Origin of the sequence: Bradyrhizobium yuanmingense, from assembly GCF_900094575.1 — a bacterium.
Classification (GTDB): Bacteria; Pseudomonadota; Alphaproteobacteria; order Rhizobiales; family Xanthobacteraceae; genus Bradyrhizobium; species Bradyrhizobium yuanmingense.
In genome coordinates this window covers 13,252-30,126 of the sequence record NZ_FMAE01000019.1, presented here as the reverse complement: position 1 = coordinate 30,126, position 16,875 = coordinate 13,252, and the positions used below count along the sequence as shown (strand labels likewise).

The following is a 16,875-nucleotide window of genomic DNA, read 5'->3' as shown; positions in this document are numbered from 1 at the left end:
CGAATGGTGCCCATCATGTTCTCGGCGATGTTGGTACAGGCGAGCGATCGACGAAGCTCCTTCGGCAGCTTCAACCGGACGACGGTCAGGATTTCGTCGAGGCCTTCGAGGATGCTCGCCGCTACGCCGGGCCATTGCTGGTCGAGTCGACGCGCGAGATTGCGGATCAATTTTTCGGCCTTGTCGGCGTCATCGAGCTCCCAGGCCTGGCGCAGCACGCGACGGGTGGCCGCATGATGCTCTTTCGGCAGGCGTTCCATGATGTTGCGCGCCTTGTGGATCTGGCAGCGCTGGATCGCAGCGGCCGAACCGAAGGTGCGGCGGATCGCCTTCGACAACGCCTTCGCGCCGTCGGCGATGAACAGTCTTGGCACCGTCGGGGCGAGCCCGCGCGAGACCAGGTTGTCCAGCAGGGCCTGAACCGTTGCGGCATTCTCGGTCGCCCCTTCCACCAGTGCCAGCGGATGCTTGTTGCCTTCGCCGTCAACCCCGATCGCGGCGACCAGCACGAGATCGTCGCCGACAGGCCGAATACCCCATCTGACTCAAAATTCATGAGTTGAGGTTGGCGGATCTGGCGATGCGGCGCACCAGTTGTCGGGTCGACGCAATAAAGAGCCATGCTTCGGCCGAGGTGATAGAGGTCTCCCAATCCTTGGCTAGACGTCGGCAGCGGTTGAGCCATGCCAACGTGCGTTCGACGTCCCAGCGTCGGGCAACAATAACGAAGCCCTTTGCGTCATCCGGGCGGTGGGTCCGTCGAGTTTCCGGAGCGCGTTTTCAAGTTTTTCGTCGGCATAGCCGCGGTCAGCAAACAAGTGTGCAATTGTCGGCGCACCGTCTCGATCCTGAACATTGGCCGGGTGCACGATGGCACTCAGCACATTTCCTTGTGTATCGGTGACGATGTGGCGCTTGCGACCTTTGATCTTCTTGCCCGCATCAAAGCCGCTGGCCCTCCGCTCTCGGCCATCTTGACCGTTTGGCTGTCGATGATCGCCGCCGTTGGTTGCGGCTCCCGTCCAGCAAGCTTACGCACAATTTCAACCAAGGCTTCATTTATCAAATCCAGCACGCCGCTGTCGCGCAGGCGGGCGCGATCTTGGGCTTCGTCGCAAAGCCCTCATCGCTCGGTACATGCGCTGCCTTCAGGCGAGCGGGGTCGTCCGTCCATTCCTTTGGCAAATAGAGCGCCCGGTCGATGAAGGCGTGACCATGCCGCGACACATAGGAGGCGAACACTCCGATCTGGCAATTGGTGATCTTGCCCGCCGAGCCAGTGTACTGGCGTGCGACCCCGCACGAGGTCTTGCCCTGTTTCAAAAAGCCGGTCTCATCGATGACCAGGACCGCGTCCTCATCGCCAAGTGTTTCCAGTGCGTACTCACGCACAATGTCGCGCAGCGCATCGGCATCCCACTGTCCTCGGCCCAGGATCGCCTGCTGGCGCCACGGGCCTGGATCGCCGGCCGCTTCCGCCCGCATCCAACCCGTCTTGCGCGGCTCATTGCCCAACAGTCCGTCGAGAAACTGCCCCGCCGAGGCCGCGACCCGCTCCTGCGTAAACAGCGGACGGATGCGTTGCTTGGCATCTCGCAACGACGAAGCCCACAGCGTCAGCGTATCTTCAACCGACGCGCCACCAATCATCATATCCCGAATCATGGTCGCCCATGGATTCAGAACCTTCAATAAAATGCACCTGTAATGCTAGCCTAAGATCCCACCGGTCTCCGCAAGCATTGGCGGCCATGAAGGGATCAATCTACCTCAACCGATGCAAGGCCACTATCTGGTCCTGGTCAGTTGGCGCTTGATCTTCTGATAGGTCGCCGGATCGACATACGCGTTGATGACGTCCAAGACTTCCTGAAGAATTTCCTCCCTCAAGCGCGCCTTGAGCGCCGTCAACTTATCGTCTTCTTCGAGGAAGCGTCCCACCAGCATCCGCGCTTGCGTCTCGACGGACTTGGCGGCGTCCTTGAGCAACACCCATTTTTGGCGATACGGGTGACCCTCGTCGACGGCCGCTCGCGTCGAGATCGTCGACGATCTTCAGCGCCGACGCAGCGCGCCGGCGCAGCCTCCTCGCCGAATTCATCAGTTCGACGACCTGATCGTACGACGACCTAGTGCTTTCGGCGAGGCTGTTGCCTCGCTTCACCAGATCGCCGGTGTCGTTGACGACCCTTTCGACGTCGAGCTGTCCCCGTTGCGAGGCCGTATATGCCTCCGATGCCAAGGGCGCGCAAACGGTCGTGATCACTTCCGACTGGATGTCCAGCCACGCACCGCTCTCCTCGAAGCCGTCCCGCCGCGCGTTGGGAATTACGCTCTCGGGATTGATGTAGATCTCGCCGACCTAGCCTAGTAGGTGCTGAACCTTCCGTAGGATGGCTTGACCTTCGTGAAGAGCCTCTCCGATATCTCCGTCCCTCGACTTGAATGTTGCGGACCCGCACCCGAAGACCGCGCGTGCGCCAATTCGTCACCGCCGCGGATTCGCTCATCCTGCCAACCCAGGCCCAGTAGCGGCTTTCGCCTCCGCTGAAATACTCGATGGACTCGAGCTCCATCGTTCCGTTCGCGTGTTCGTAGGAATCGCCGTACGGCTTGAACACCTGCTCTGTTTTTCCATCGGCCACAATGACGAAGACGTCAATGGTCTCCAACGCACCGCCGAAGTTGGTGCGGTAGCGTCGTCAGCTTTCAGTAAGCTAGCCCCGATACAGAATCGTTTGAGTTTAACGGGGGCGTGGCAGCGACAGCGCATGAGCTGAAGGACCACCATGCGCCGAGTCACGCTTACGCTAAGCTCATTGGCGGTGCGGGCGGGGCAGGGACTAGCTGCCCGGTTTCAGTCCCCGGTCGGTTGACTCCAAGCCGCGCCCGCACTGCTTCCGGCCCACGGGCTAGGCCCCGTTATCATGGTTATGCCGCGTTCTGCGAGCGATGCGCTCCCGGTCAGCTTCTTTCGCTGCTTTGAGGCCGGCCGTGTGGGGAGTTAGCGCTGTCCCCGCCAGACCCCGCTAACTTTCCCGCTGTTTAAATCGAAAGGGCTACCACCTTGAGCGGCCTGTCGACCCGGGACCGGTGTGATCCTTTAGGCCATCGATGACCTTGAGCGCGGCTTCGAGTTCATCTCGAAGATGCTTCGTAATCCGCAGAACGCCGCTCGCAAGCTCCTCACGGCTGATTTCTGCACCGTGAGCGACTTTTTGCTCCAGGTCGCGTATAGCTTCGTCGATCGTGTGCAGCGAGAATGTGCTAGGCATCGTCCGGCTCCGTCGTGATTAAGGGGCCGGCATCCGCCGAACCACGGCGTAAAAGGCGTCCGCTACACGGTTGAGTAAAGCGGGTGGCGTTGCGGGAAAATCTGTCCCCATCTCGCGTCTGAGCGCCTCGAATTCGGATAAGGTCGAAAGAGGGCAATCCGCTACCGCGTTCATTTTTGAGCAGATAACTTCGACCCGGGATCGCCAATCGGCCAGCTGTTCTTCAGTTCGCTGTGGCCCGTACGTGTCTTCTGCCGGTGTATGGCTTGGCCTACGGACGTAATCCGTGAATGCTTGGATTGCCGCTACCACTTCCGTCGTGGGCACGGCGCTTACTCCTATGAGTGGAGCCAGCTCGACAATGGCAGGCCCAGCGCTCTGATGTGGCATGCCCGCGGGGGCGCGGCAACCCACTGGTGCTGATAGGTGCCCTCCGGTACTTTTCAACGATATTGCTTTGTTGGCCCCTTGGGATTAGCCCGGTCAGCCTTGCCAATCCACGGGCGAAGGCTGGCCGCCGAAGTCTGAGGCACGTGATAGGGACAGCGCGCTGCCGCGAGCTTTACGGCAGCGCGGGTGTGGCAGGGACAGCGGCGCTCGCATTGTCGGCGCCGAGGCGCGCCCGCGCTGCTTCAATCGCGGGCTAAGCCCCGTTACGGTAGTTATGCTCGTTCTGCGAGCGATAAGCTCAGGTCAGCTTATTTCGCTGCTTGAGGCTGGCCGTGTGGGGAGTTAGCGCTGTCTCCGCCCCGCTAGCTTTCCCGCTGTTTAGATCGAAGGGGCCACCCACCTCGAGCGGCCTGCCGAACCGGGGCCGGTGTGATCCTTTAGACTATCGATTACCTTGAGCGGAGCTTCGAGTTCATCTCAAAGATGCTTCGAAATCCGCAGAACGCCGCTCGCAAGCTCCTCATGGCTGATTTCTGCACCGTAAGCGACTTTTTGCTCCAGGTCGCGTATAGCGTTGTCGATCTTGTGCGGCGAGAACGTGCTGGGCATCATCCGGCTCCCCGTCTACAAGGTTATCTCTACGAACCCCAGGAAGACGAGCCGCTTGCCGAGACCGAGGACTTTCTGCAATGCCCACCTCGATATTCCAGCGGCCGTCGAGGCGCTGGGTCCAATACTGAATGGCGCTGCGCACGCACCTGCTGATCCCTGCCACGTGGGAGCTCATACCGGTTACGTCTTGTCCAGCCACGACGGCAGTTAACCCGACATGACACTGTTCGGTTGAAGACGCCCAATATGTTCGGAGCCTGACACAAAAATGCGAGGCCGCCGCCGGGCCGGCGCAAAGCGCATGAATTGTCTTTGCCAAGGCTGGCACGTCAGTTGCTGTGGGTCGGCGAGGGTTCAGTTCACTGAGTGTACTTCACTGCTGCAGAACTGCTTTGATGGCGATAAGAATGCCCTCGTCGTTTCCGGGAAGTATGGCAAGACCAAACGGCCCGGGACAGATCCGAATGACGCGATTCTGGCCGCAGAGCAATTGCGTGAACGCGGGGGGGCTACCAACAAGTTTCTGATTTGAGGGCCGCAGAAGGGGATGATTGGCGGGACGCGTATGCCTATAGAAACTCGATCCGGCGTGGAACGTCAACCTATCGATGCGATCAAGGCGATTGATCGCTTTGCACTATCGCATCCAGAGAGGGTTGCGCTGAGGTACAGGGCAGCCGAACTCACCTACGATGCGCTGCGATTAAGATCGGATGCCCTCGCAAGGACCTTACGAGCGCAGGGTACCTACGATGCGGTCGTCGGCTATTGGGGTGAGCGCGACCTCGACTGGGCGACAGCGGTAGTTGCAATCGTGAAAGCTGGATCAACGTACCTGCCGCTCGATTCGTCGTTGCCGGTTTCGCGTGCATCATTCATGATCGAGCAGAGCCGCTGCGCTCTGATTATTGGCCCACACCAGCTGGATTCGCTCGGCCTGTTCCAGCCGAATAGCAAGGGCGCCACGCCATTCATGCCGATGGAGGCGGCGTTACGACAGGGTCAGACTTCGTCTGTGGTGCCATCGTCAAGTGATAATGGGCCCGCCTACATTCTATTTACGTCTGGTTCGACCGGCCAGCCTAAGGGCGCAATGATCGAGCGCGCAGCCCTAAACAATCATTTGGCGGCAAAGATTGATGCCTTAGCCCTCTCTCGGACCGATTGCATCGCTCAGACGGCATCGCACTGCTTTGACATATCGCTGTGGCAGCTGCTGGCAGGGCTTTGCGTAGGAGGCTGTGTCGCGATTATTGATGATACGACACTGAGATCGCCGGTGACCCTCCTCAAAGCAATTCAAGGTAACGGCGTGACGGTTGTTCAATTCGTTCCCTCGATGCTTGCAGTTTTTGTTGACTATCTGCAGTCGCTTGCGGCGGTTGAGCGGGCTCTGAGCTTGCGAATCATTTCTACGGTCGGAGAACCCTTAACACCCGGATTGGCGCGCGCCTGGCTTGCCTTGTATCCCGAGGTCCCCATTCTTAACCACTATGGGCCGACCGAGTGCGCAGACGGAGTTACGCATCATCTGGTTTCCGTGCCGCCTGGGCTGGCTGACTCTTATGTTCCGATCGGCGAACCGATTTCGAACCTTGAGGTTTATGTCGCCGACGGACCGCGGCTGTGCAACACGGGCGAGGTCGGCGAAATCTGTGTTAGCGGCGTTGGTGTCGCTGCTGGTTACGTCAATGACGATGTCCGCACCAAGGATGCCTTTGGGCCAAACCCGTTCTCAAGCGACCCATCCTTTCAGCGCCTATACAGGACAGGTGATCTCGGGCGCGTTCGTTCTGATGGCCTTTTGGAATGTCTCGGTCGACGGGATCGTCAGGTCAAAATCCGCGGGCACAGAATTGAGTTGGGAGAAATCGAAGCCCGCCTCTCCGCGCATCATTTAGTGCGCGGCGCCGTCGTGGTCGCCTCCTGCGCAGGCGTAAAGCTTACGGCGAGAGATATAACGAGGGCCGGGGGGGAAGAAAGTGGCTCGAGACGCCTCTTCGCGTATGTATCAGCTCCGGCTGAACTGGCGCAAAGCGAGCTTCAGGACTTTCTTGCCGAAGCGCTTCCCACCTACATGCTTCCAGAACGGATCATCCACGTCGACGATATTCCGCTGACAAGAAACGGAAAGGTTGATTTTGGAGCATTGCCGGACCCGACCAGTGTCCGCCCTCTCTTGCCGACGCCATTTGAGGAGCCGCAAACAGAGCTCGAAGCCAAGCTGTGTCAGATCTGGTCCGCCGTTCTACGTATTGGGAACATTGGCGTGAATGACCAGTTCATAACCCTCGGCGGCGACTCGCTCCGGGCAATGCTCATATTGGGTCAGTTGCAGATCCAGCTCGGAGTGAGACCGGATTTCAGGCTCGTCCTGAATGGAACGATCCGATCTCTTGCGGCCTCGATCTCGGCCCAAATCGAATCCGAACCGTGCATAGCCCCGGCAACCGGAAAGCTTGCGCGATCGCCTCTGACGCGGGTTCAGGAGCACCTATGGTTTCTCTCGCAGCTCGATCCGTCTGCCCGGAACTACGTCATTCAAGGTGGAATACGAATTAGGAATCTCATCGATCTGGCCGCATTCAATCGCGCCTGGAGCGATGTCATTCATGCCCATCAGGCACTTTCGGCCCGCTTTATCGACGAGGACGGTCCGGTTCAGCTTTTTGAGGCTCCGCAATGCGCTCTTGAATTGACTGATGCATCTCATCTGACACCTCAGCAAGCGGAGGAGTTGGTCGCTGAGTTACGGCGAATGGAGCTGAACGGCAGCTTTGATCTCTGCCAAGGCCATTTGTTTCGCGCGCGCATGATCCGTTTTGGCCCTGACAATCATCTCATACTAATCACCGCTCACGAAATTATCATCGATGCCTGGTCGATCTCAGTTCTACTTAGGGACCTTCGGCAAAGGTACGAGGATGCCGCGGCGTTTTTGCCAGAGAACCGGGCGTCACTCTCGACTTACGCGGTCTGGGAAGCCCAGCACGCTACCCCAGAGGCGCTGGCCAACCAACGGAGCTATTGGCGTGGTCAAATCGGTGATAATCCGCCGGTGCTTTCGCTTGGAACGGGACGCGCGCGGCCGCAGACCAATTCCTATCGCGGCACCTCGCATCCGGTGCTGCTTGATAGCGAGCTCTCCAATCAGATACGGGAGTTTGCGTATCGACATAGGTGCACCACCTCGACAACACTCCTGGCATGCTTCAAGCTGCTGCTGCGGATGTATAGCGGTCAGGACGATATTATCGTTGGCATACCGCACGTGGTACGAGATCAACCTGGCAGCGCTGATATTGTTGGCTTTTTCCTCAATATGCTGCCAATCCGCACCGCGATCGATGTCGAGCAGTCCTTTACAGCTCATGCCTTGCGCATCCATAGCTTGGTCAGCGATGCCATCGCAAATTCGGCATATCCTTTCGGCTGGATGGTAAGGGATACCCAGCTACATCGCGAAGCGGATCGATCGCCGATCTTCCAGGTCATGTTCAACATGTACTCCGAGGCCGCGGAGCCACATGGCCCACATGAGCTGGATCTGTCATTCCGCGAATATGACACCGGCTATGTAAAATTCGACCTGACATTGTACGCACAAGAGCAGGGCGACGAAATTGCCCTTCAGCTAGCGTATGCGGAAGACATATTTTCCAGCGATCTGATTCTTCGCATGGCAGAGAATTTACGCTGTCTGATTGCAGCCTGCATTGAGAAGCCGCTTGCGCCAATTAACGATCTGAGTTGCGTCAGCGCGTCAGATATCACGATGCTGGACTCGCTGGATGGGGCGGTGCAGCCATATACGAATGAATGTCCGCTTATTGAAGCGTTCGAGCAAATAAGTGCCTCCCATCCCAACCAAGTGGCGTATTTTGGTGATTTCGGTGAAATCACATTCAACCACCTGCGTGAGCGTGTAACAGCTATCAGGTCGCAACTGTTGGCTTCGGGCCTAGGGGCTGGTGATATGGTCGCCATGCTGGTCGACCGATCGCCCGACGTGGCAGCTGTTATTCTTGCCGCACGAGCATTGCAGTCCATTGTTGTCCCTATATCCCCCGATTATCCACGTGATCGCATCGAACACATCCTCCGAGATAGTCAGGCAAAGCTGTTGGTTCACGCAAATAGGTTCGACCTCGGTTTTGACATGCCGTCGATTTGTCTATTAACCTTGGGAGGGAGCTGCGCGCCAGCGCAGAAGCTTGAGCGCGACGGCACACCGCCGGCTCAGCGAATTGCAAGCCTTATATACACGTCATCTTCAACCGGAAAGGCGAAGGGGGTTCTTATACCAGAGTCGGCAATTCTCAATCGATTGCACTGGATGTGGCGACGCTTTCCCTTCGATAGTACAGACGTCATAGCTGTCCAGAAGTCCGCATCACTTGTCGCCTCCGCTTGGGAGTACCTTGGGGGACTTCTGAGAGGTGTACCCGCGCTGATCCTGACCCAAGAGCAGTTGCTGGATCCAGATCTATTGTTGTGCACGCTGGCTAGACATCGCGTGACACGCTTATTTGCCTCGCCGCCGCTTTTGTCCGGCCTCATTGCTTCCCAGGAACGGCACCCGCAACCGACGACCTTGCGGTTGGTTACAAGCAGCGCTGAACCGATGCCTTCCTCGCTCCCCGTTCGCTGGCGTGCGCATTTCCCGGACGTGCCCTTGTGGAACTTCTATGGTGCTACGGAATGTGCATCCAATGCAGCAGTCTATGATACGTCGGACCACGACGGCTCGTCGCTCGTCCCTGTTGGGCGTCCAATCGATAACGTCAAGCTCTACGTGCTCGATGCTCATTTGAAGAGAGTCCCTGTCGGAGCTTCTGGCGAATTGTGCATCGCGGGACGCTGCTTGAGCGCTGGGTACTGGCAGGATCAAGATCGGACCAACCGCTGTTTCGTACCCAATCCGCATGATCACGGACAATACAGCGTTCTTTATCGAACTGGCGATATCGCACGCATCTCAACCAGCGGTCTCCTCCAGATTTTCGGCCGCTCGGACAACCAGATCAAGGTTCGCGGCTTTCGTATCGAGCTGGAGGAGGTCGAAACAGCCCTCGAGTCACATCCGGCAATCGCAAAGGCTGCAGTCTTCGCAGAGGGCATGGATGACCAGCGTCGCTTGAGCGCAAGCGTGGTTCCGGCTCGCGAAAGTCTAAGTTCTGGAGATCTTGTCACCCACCTGCGCCAAACATTGCCATCCTACATGATTCCCTCCGCCTTCCGTTTGGTTGACAGCATCCCCCTTACGGCGAGTGGAAAGGTAGATCGAGCTCGATTGTCGTCCGTTCCTTACCGCGAATTCGGGCCTTCTCGATCTGCTGAACCTTGCACGAGGGAGGAGCTTATCCTTGCTGGGATCTGGCAGGATCTATTAGGCGCTAAGCGGGTCGGAATCGATCGGAGCTTCTTTGATATCGGCGGAAACTCCCTTCTGAGCGTGCGCTGCGTCACGCTGGCGCGCAAAGCGGGGTTAAATCTCACTGTCAATCAACTCTATCGAACACCCACCATCAGGGAATTGGCGGCAGCGGGAGCGGCGGTTACACTGCATAGCTCCCCTTCCGCAGATGGCTCATTGCGAGTTACCCCCGCAATCTCATCTTGGAACCGTCTTTCAGGCTTTGACGAGCATTTCAACATCGGCGATCTGTTCTTCTTGCCCGGCGTGGTCCTGAATATCACGCTCCTGGAGCGTGCCCTTACCCAGGTCATAGACAGGCACGAAGGCCTCAGACTCCGTATTACCCGAATCGACGATGGTCTACGCCTGACAATAAAACCTTCTGTGGCCCAACGCCTCGTTGAGGAAATCGATCTTGTCGGAATGACCGGCCTACAGCAGCGTGAGGCCATCGAAAGCATCTCTGCAAGACGTCAACATACCTTTCGGTTTGATGGCCAGACGTCTCTTGTTCACGTCACGGCGTTCCGCACATCGGAAAGGGGCGATTACTATCTGCTGGTCTTGATGCATCATTTTGTGGCGGACGGGATAGGCTATCGATTGTTCTTGGAAGCATTGGATGCGGCGTACAACGCCCTTGCCTCAGGCCACGCCGTGAGCGGTCCCGAGAGCATACAAACGCTCTCTGGATGGTTGAAGCGCCTCGAGCACTACGCTAACAGCGAAGCGCCAACCGAACTCAAATACTGGGAGAGCATCGACTACGATCAGTTCGGTTTGCACGTCAGCGACACTTCATCGGGCGGCGCGAGCTTTTCGGAAGTGAGTGCGAGAGAGCTTTACTATGCACGTCTTGAAGGCCGCACGGATGAGGCGAACTGCCAAGCGCTTTGGGAAGATCAGGCCAAGTACCATTTCGAGATTGATAGAATCGCCACAGCTGATCTCCTCAATATTGCAGCCAGATCTGCGGACTGTCAGGACTTTGATGTGTTTCTTGCCGCCATATCTGGTTCCTTTGGACGCGTTTTCGGCAACTATTCGCTCTGGATTGATAGCCTTATTTCAACCAGAGGTCGGCTCTTTGATGATCTCGATCCATCTCAGATTATCGGGGTTGTCAGCGAGATGGTTCCGCTTCCCTTGATTCTCGCGAGATCGGAGCTCCGTGCCGATCGTGCTCGTTCAATATATCGCCAGCGCAATGCCATGCCCCGCAGCGGCATAGGCTTTCGGGCCATGAAATTCCTAAATCGAGATCCAGCCGTGCGGAGCCGGATCGATCGCCTGCCCTTACCCAAAATTGGATTGAATTATCGAGCGGGTTTGCAGCGCCACTTTCCACGACGTCTCCTAACCAAGGCACCTTCTCCACTCTGGATTGGCCAAGATGTAGATGAGGCGGCTGTGAAATACCTCTTTTGGTTCAGTGTCGGATATCGAGACGGCCGTCTACAGATCGATACGACGTACAATTCGACCAAGCTCGGCTATGAAATGACCCGCAATCTTTGCACGGTGTTGCAACAGGAGCTGTTGCAGACGATCAACGAATTCGGAAAAGTGGACGACGCAGTAATCCATGGATAATCCAGATACGGATTTCGCCGTCGAGAACGATCGCGATGTAATGCCAAGGAATAAGCAGCACATCAATCTATCGGACCCCAACCTTTCGAGCCTTATGCTGCGGCTCGCCATTCCGTCTATTATTGGCTTATCGATCAACGCGTCTCAGCAGGTCGTCAACTTTGTCTTTGTTGGCGCACTTGGCGTGCAGGCGATGGCAGCTGTCAGCATGACCTTGCCCATCGTGGTCTTGCTTACGGCAGTCGGACAGGGAATCGGGGTTGGAACAGCGTCGTTCATATCTCGTCATTTTGGCGCTGGTGACTACCTGGAGGCGAGCCGAGGCGCGAGCACCGCGCTCGCGCTCGCCGCGCCATTCGGCATCACCTTGACTGTCGCTTTGCTTCTAAACCTGCGAGGGATCTTTGTAACGCTCGGAGCAACTCCAACCATTGCGCCCATGGCGCTCGACTACGCGGCGACGCTTTTGTTCGGGTACACCGTGATGCTTCTAAACATGGTCAGCGGCTTCATCGTCAGAGCCGAGGGTAACACACGATTCAGCATGTGGACGATGATGACCGCCTTCATCCTGAACGCGGTGCTCGATCCGGTCTTCATATTCTTACTAGACTTGGGCGTGCGAGGCGCAGCCCTCGCAACGCTGGTATCTCAGATCGCAGCCATAAGCCTCTATATCGCGTATTTTATGAATGATCGCGGAACAGTCCGCGTCAGGGCATCTCACATCTCAGTGCGAGGAGATCGCATCAGACAGCTCGCATTCATAGGGGCGCCGGCGAGTATAACCAGCATTTTATCTGCCGTTAGCTTTATGCTCTTATACGGAGCTGCTGCGCCGTTCGGCGACGATTCGATCGCCGCCGTGGGAATAGCTGTGCGATTGCTGACGATCGGCGCACTGCCTGTCACCGGCTTCTGTATAGGCTCTCAAGCCGTCCTGGGTTTCGGTTGGGGCGCACGAGACTTTGCTCGCGTATTGAAGGCTGCGAAGTTGATGCTTTCGATGACTGTCGCTCTTTCCGTTGCCTATTCTGCGGCCATTGTGATTTTTGCCCGGCCCTTGGTCGGGCTGTTCAGTGATAGCGAGAATGTCACGAAAATTGCGGTCTCGACCTGCATCGTCTTCCATCTCTTTTTTGGGCTTTTTGGTATTCAGAGCGTCGTGACAACGATGCTTCAGTCGTTCGGGAGAGCACGACTCAGTGCAGTTGTTTCGTTGGCGAGGCAGGGATATCTCTTCATACCGGCCGTACTGCTGTTCCCGCTCATGTGGGGTTTCAACGGACTTTTGGCCAGTCAAGCAATCGCTGAGCTGGGCACCGGAATGATCGCGCTATTTGTCATGTTCCACCAATTCGCTCAGATCGGACGAGCGCTCCGGCACCCCGCTTCAAAAGCGATCGAGATCGCGGGTTGAGCTGACAACGAACATCATCGGGAATCCAGCGCATCGAGCCTACGTAGCCGACGAGGCGTTGCGCTCCAAGAAAATGACGAGCGTAACCGGATTCGAGATCACCTGGGGGAGATGGTCCGCGGGACGGTGGAAGAGACACTGAACGCGATGCTGGAGGCCGAAGCGGACCAGCTGTGCGGTGCTGGGCGGTATGAGCGCAGCCCGGCCCAGCAGGACACGCGGGCAGGCAGCTACGAGCGAACGCTGCACACGAAGGCGGGCGACTTCAATCTGAAGGTTTCGAGACGGCGATTATCGAGCGCTACCGAAGGCGGGAGAGCTCGGTCGAGGAGGCGCTGATCGAGATGTATCTGGCCGGGATTTCGGTTCGGCGGGTCGAAGACATCACGGAGGCGCGGTGGGGCACCCCGGTCAGCCCGAGCACAGTGTCGAATCTAAACAAGAAGATCTATGCCAAGATCGAGGCGTGGCGGAATCGCAGGATCGAAGGCGAGCATCCGTATCTCTACCTCGACGGCATCGTGATGAAGCGCAGCTGGGGCTGGTGAGGGTCGCAACGTGTCGCTGCTGGTGGCCTCGGCGGTCAATGCTGAGGGGTTCCGGAAGATCCTCGGCATCTGTGAAGGCGCCAAGGGCGAGGACGGAAACCCGGCTCATGCGTCGTCGCCCAGGCTACGGATAATTGCGACCGCGCGATACTGCGATTCCCCGCCCAGCGTATCGACCGGAATGGCATGCGCGGCGGCGAGATGGAGCAAGTGCCCCACATCGGCGTCCTCGAAATCGCGAACCAGCAGCCGTTCCGGCACCCGCCGCAGCAGGGCGCGCGTCGCTTCGGCTATGCCGGGCTTGATCCGGTTGCGGTCACGCGTTCCGCTTTCCGCCAGCAACTGCCGCATCATCGCCTCGCATTCCTGTTTCAGCGCCGCTCGGCCGGCGCCGTGCCCGTCTACCGGTTGCGGTATCGCCGCAGCGGCCAACGGCGCGATCGTGTCCACAAAGGCACGTGAGAGATCAGCACCGGCATATTGCGGGTAGGTGACACAGGCGTGGAAATCGCCCGGCCCCACCGACGCGGCGTTGAGGATCGAGCGACTGACCAGGCCCGAAACGATGCCGTTCAGCAAGCCCGAGGCGATCAGATAATCATCCGCCGTCGCGGCGATGTCTGCCTGTCCTGCAGGGTCAGCGATCACGGCTAAGTCCGGTGTGAAGCCGAATGGCGCATTGGCCAGGGCCGCGCGAAGTTCGCCGGCAATCGCCCCCTTGCCGGTCCAGCCATCGACAAACACCGCGTCGCGCGGATCGTGCCGGCCGGCGATATGCGCGAGCGCCACGCGGTCGACACCCCGATCGCGGATAATGCTGATTGAATAATGGGCTGCGCGATGTCCGTGCGCCCGCAAGGTCCGCGCGAGCAAGACGCCGATCGGCGTCCCCGCACGCGCCAGCGAGACGATTACCAGCTCGCGCCCCGGCCTGCGTGCGGCGAGCTGCGCAGCGAGGGTGGCGACATCCTGCGCCAGGCGGGCACCGTTCCGCGCAAGCGCGGCGTGATAGAGGGATAGATAGCTGTCGTCCGGCACCCTCTCCGGCGCGATCATCTCCGAATAGTGGTGGCGGCCGGACTGGATCGCCGCTTCCTTTTCGGCGACGGAAGTCGGGGCCATTACCACTGGCTTGAGCAGGAAGGTGACGTCGGCCGGGTCGTAGCTGCCCGAGAACGGGGGCGCGACCTCAGTCCGCATGGAACATGCCGCCGGCCAGCTGCGAACGGGTGGGCATCATGGCGAAATCGCAAAGGCCCATGAAGGGCGCATCGGTGCGGCTGTCGCCGATGCCGATTACCGGCGCATCAGGGAAGCGTGCGCGGAGGCCGGGTAGGATATATGCCACCGCATGGGCCTTGCCCAGATAGGGTGGCGTCAGCGCCACGTTGTTGCCGTTGCGGTGGTCCGTCCAGCCCTTGGGCAAGGACGGCACGGCAGCGTCGACCACCGCAAAAAGTGCCGCGGCATCCGCATCTTCATGCTTGGCCACGGTGTAGAGCGGCAGCGCGTCCTCGACCAGCACACGGGCGTTGACCGCGATGCCGCGGTCGCGCGCCCTGCGCCTGATCGCCTCCGCCAGGCCAGCAAGCTGCGACGCGAAGGGCGCGGCGCGGTCGGCGATCGTCGCAGCCCAGTCCATGTCGACCTGACCGCTGTCATCCAGCACGACGCCGCCATGCGCGCACACCGCTGCGCGGAATGGAATGCGCGCCCGCCGCAATGCGTCCAGGCTGCGGGCGGTGACGGGGACGAGATGCGTCGTATCGGCCAGCCATTCCAGGAACTGCATCTGCCGCGGGGTCGCATAGCTCAGCGGCGATCCGTCGCGCGCGAAGCCCAGCGGCGTCAACCGGTCGGCCGGCAAATCGGGCGGGCATTTGCGCAGCGTCTGGAACAGCGTGTCGTCCAGATCGACCAGGGCGATGGCACGCGTCATGCCGTCCAGCCGATCAGTTCGGCACGGAGAGCGGCAATCAGCCCGGGGTCGATTGTCGCCGCGCCGGTCTCATGCGCGATCCAGTTCGCGCGTCCATCGGCCCGGTCGGCATTGTAGAGGTAATTGGGCACGCCCGTTCCATAATTGTCGGCAAAGCGGAGCTTGGTCGCCATCGCGGCACCGGGGAGTGCGGGGCTTCGGCCGGTCGCCTGCACGACGACATCATGCCCTTCTTCTGCGAGGCGTTCCGCCAGCAGGAAGGGGGGATAGGTGAACTCGCCGGTTCCGATGATCCGCAGTGGGCCGAGGATCTCGGGCACAGCGGTATCGGGTTCGGGCACGACGGGCCGGTCGAGTCCCAGCCGACCGAAATTGCGATGCGTCGCCATGCGCCCGAGTGAAGCGGCAGCGGTGTCGAACGCGCTGTTGAGCACCGTCGTCGTCTCCTGCGTCCACTCCATGCGTCCGCGCAGCAGCGCCGCGATGCACGTGGGACGCGGCATGCGTGCTTGCCACGCCTTGCCGGCCGACCAGTCGGTCAGCGTCGCTACCGCCATCGCTTCGATCCGCGGCCAAGCAGTGGCGAGCGCCTGGGCGAGGTTGCAAAGGGTCGTTCCTGTCGAGATCTCGTCGTCGACCAATACCAGTGATCGCGGCTCCGGAAGCGCCGGCCTGTAGATCAGATGCGCGGAGGCGTGGCTGTGCGGTTCTTCGAAGCGGCACAGCAACGGATGATCCAGTTGCTGTCGCGTCGAATGCAGGAAGTGGATGTCGACCCGGCCCGTTGCGAGGCGAAATTCCTCGTGCACCGTCTGGGCAAGGCACACGGCGGTCTCGGCCAGGCCGACGACGAGCACCGGCCCCGGCAGATCGTCAGGAAGCCGCGCCGCGAGATCGCGGGCGCTCTGCCGCATCATCTGCGGCGTGGCGGGCAAATAGCGCCCTAGAACGCGGGATACGACCAGGAACCCCCGCCGCGGATTTTCGCGCGCCGCAAACGCGCAAAGGCTGTCCAGCGGCCAGGCCGCCTTGTACACGGCGATATCGAGCCGGCCCGTAGCCAACTGGATCGACTGGGTCTTGTCGGCGGCAGTCAACATTCGCAGGTGACGCGAGCGATCATGTCGCGGGCTTGGCGGACCACGTCTGCGCGGCCAAGCAGCCGCGCTTCGTGCGCCATCTGCGGCTCAATGCCAAACGAATCGAGGAAGCTGAGCATCAAGTACGCTCCACAGTGCTTGAGCGACAGCTCGCGATCCCCACAACGGCGATTGCAGGATCTTGCGTTCTCGCCTCGGTGATGTTTGCAAGACGACGATCGGAAGGAAGGGTAAAGCGAGAGCGGATATTGAATTGAGGGTATGTCCCTCGGATTCGAGGGTGCATTTTAGCCGCAACTTCTACATCGAACGATGCGACGTACCTGCCGCCCCAAATTTCGATGATCTCCTTCAAAGGGCACGCTAGGCGCAGCTTTCTCTTGGTTATTATTTGCGCGCGTCTAGCCATTGATAAGCAATCCTGACGCTGTCGTCGTTTTCGTGGAGAACGTTTGCATGTTGATACCTGACGCGCTTTTTGGCGTCGGCAATTTCGGCGGCGGTCAGCATGATTGAAGGCTCCTCCGACATGCTTCGCGCCGACTGCTAATCAGTGCGCCGACTGCTAATCAGTCTCGC

At 59.2% G+C, this 16,875-nt stretch carries 10 protein-coding genes and 4 pseudogenes; 3 read left to right on the top strand and 11 right to left on the bottom strand.

Annotated features, from left to right (window positions below; translation table 11 throughout):
- From GA0061099_RS35275 to GA0061099_RS42870, 6 genes and pseudogenes are all read right to left on the bottom strand, one after another.
- Positions 1 to 524: pseudogene (locus GA0061099_RS35275) on the bottom strand (transposase); the annotation flags it as partial.
- A 28-nt stretch (positions 525 to 552) separates the two neighbouring features.
- Positions 553 to 1,087, bottom strand: a pseudogene (locus GA0061099_RS39500) (transposase); the annotation flags it as partial.
- 2 nt (positions 1,088 to 1,089) lie between these two features.
- A pseudogene (locus GA0061099_RS35260) lies at positions 1,090 to 1,665 on the bottom strand (IS701 family transposase); the annotation flags it as partial.
- A 123-nt stretch (positions 1,666 to 1,788) separates the two neighbouring features.
- Positions 1,789 to 1,989 carry a hypothetical protein gene (locus GA0061099_RS35255; protein WP_036031486.1) on the bottom strand — a complete coding sequence of 67 codons (201 nt, stop codon included), beginning with the start codon at positions 1,987 to 1,989 and terminating at the stop codon, positions 1,789 to 1,791.
- A gap of 1,070 nt (positions 1,990 to 3,059) precedes the next feature.
- Positions 3,060 to 3,275 (bottom strand): hypothetical protein, encoded by a 216-nt coding sequence (locus tag GA0061099_RS35250; protein WP_036031483.1) that lies wholly within the window; start codon positions 3,273 to 3,275, stop codon positions 3,060 to 3,062.
- 867 nt (positions 3,276 to 4,142) lie between these two features.
- Complete coding sequence (locus tag GA0061099_RS42870) at positions 4,143 to 4,274, bottom strand: hypothetical protein (RefSeq protein ID WP_271540336.1); 132 nt, start codon at positions 4,272 to 4,274, stop codon at positions 4,143 to 4,145.
- Positions 4,275 to 4,824: 550 nt separating this feature from the next.
- Here GA0061099_RS42870 and GA0061099_RS35240 point away from each other — a divergent pair.
- The 3 genes and pseudogenes from GA0061099_RS35240 to GA0061099_RS35230 all read left to right on the top strand — a co-directional run.
- Positions 4,825 to 11,289 carry a non-ribosomal peptide synthetase gene (locus tag GA0061099_RS35240; RefSeq protein ID WP_245311235.1) on the top strand — a complete coding sequence of 2,155 codons (6,465 nt, stop codon included), beginning with the start codon at positions 4,825 to 4,827 and terminating at the stop codon, positions 11,287 to 11,289.
- Positions 11,282 to 12,709, top strand: a complete 1,428-nt coding sequence (locus GA0061099_RS35235) for an MATE family efflux transporter (RefSeq protein ID WP_074448339.1) — start codon at positions 11,282 to 11,284, stop codon at positions 12,707 to 12,709. Before GA0061099_RS35240 ends, GA0061099_RS35235 begins: the two co-directional genes overlap by 8 nt.
- Positions 12,710 to 12,820: 111 nt before the next feature.
- Positions 12,821 to 13,342 (top strand): annotated as a pseudogene (locus GA0061099_RS35230) (transposase); the annotation flags it as partial.
- A gap of 20 nt (positions 13,343 to 13,362) precedes the next feature.
- Here GA0061099_RS35230 and GA0061099_RS35225 read toward each other — a convergent pair.
- From GA0061099_RS35225 to GA0061099_RS42860, 5 genes are all read right to left on the bottom strand, one after another.
- Complete coding sequence (locus GA0061099_RS35225; protein ID WP_074448338.1) at positions 13,363 to 14,457, bottom strand: cysteine protease StiP domain-containing protein; 1,095 nt, start codon at positions 14,455 to 14,457, stop codon at positions 13,363 to 13,365.
- Positions 14,447 to 15,196, bottom strand: coding sequence for an HAD family hydrolase (locus tag GA0061099_RS35220; RefSeq protein WP_028344164.1), 750 nt, complete (start codon positions 15,194 to 15,196; stop codon positions 14,447 to 14,449). Before GA0061099_RS35220 ends, GA0061099_RS35225 begins: the two co-directional genes overlap by 11 nt.
- Positions 15,193 to 16,296, bottom strand: coding sequence for a phosphoribosyltransferase domain-containing protein (locus tag GA0061099_RS35215; RefSeq protein ID WP_036031477.1), 1,104 nt, complete (start codon positions 16,294 to 16,296; stop codon positions 15,193 to 15,195). Before GA0061099_RS35215 ends, GA0061099_RS35220 begins: the two co-directional genes overlap by 4 nt.
- Positions 16,290 to 16,415, bottom strand: coding sequence for a hypothetical protein (locus tag GA0061099_RS42865; protein ID WP_259245253.1), 126 nt, complete (start codon positions 16,413 to 16,415; stop codon positions 16,290 to 16,292). Before GA0061099_RS42865 ends, GA0061099_RS35215 begins: the two co-directional genes overlap by 7 nt.
- 268 nt (positions 16,416 to 16,683) lie before the next feature.
- Positions 16,684 to 16,806 carry a hypothetical protein gene (locus GA0061099_RS42860; RefSeq protein ID WP_257187504.1) on the bottom strand — a complete coding sequence of 41 codons (123 nt, stop codon included), beginning with the start codon at positions 16,804 to 16,806 and terminating at the stop codon, positions 16,684 to 16,686.
- Positions 16,807 to 16,875: the final 69 nt, after the last annotated feature.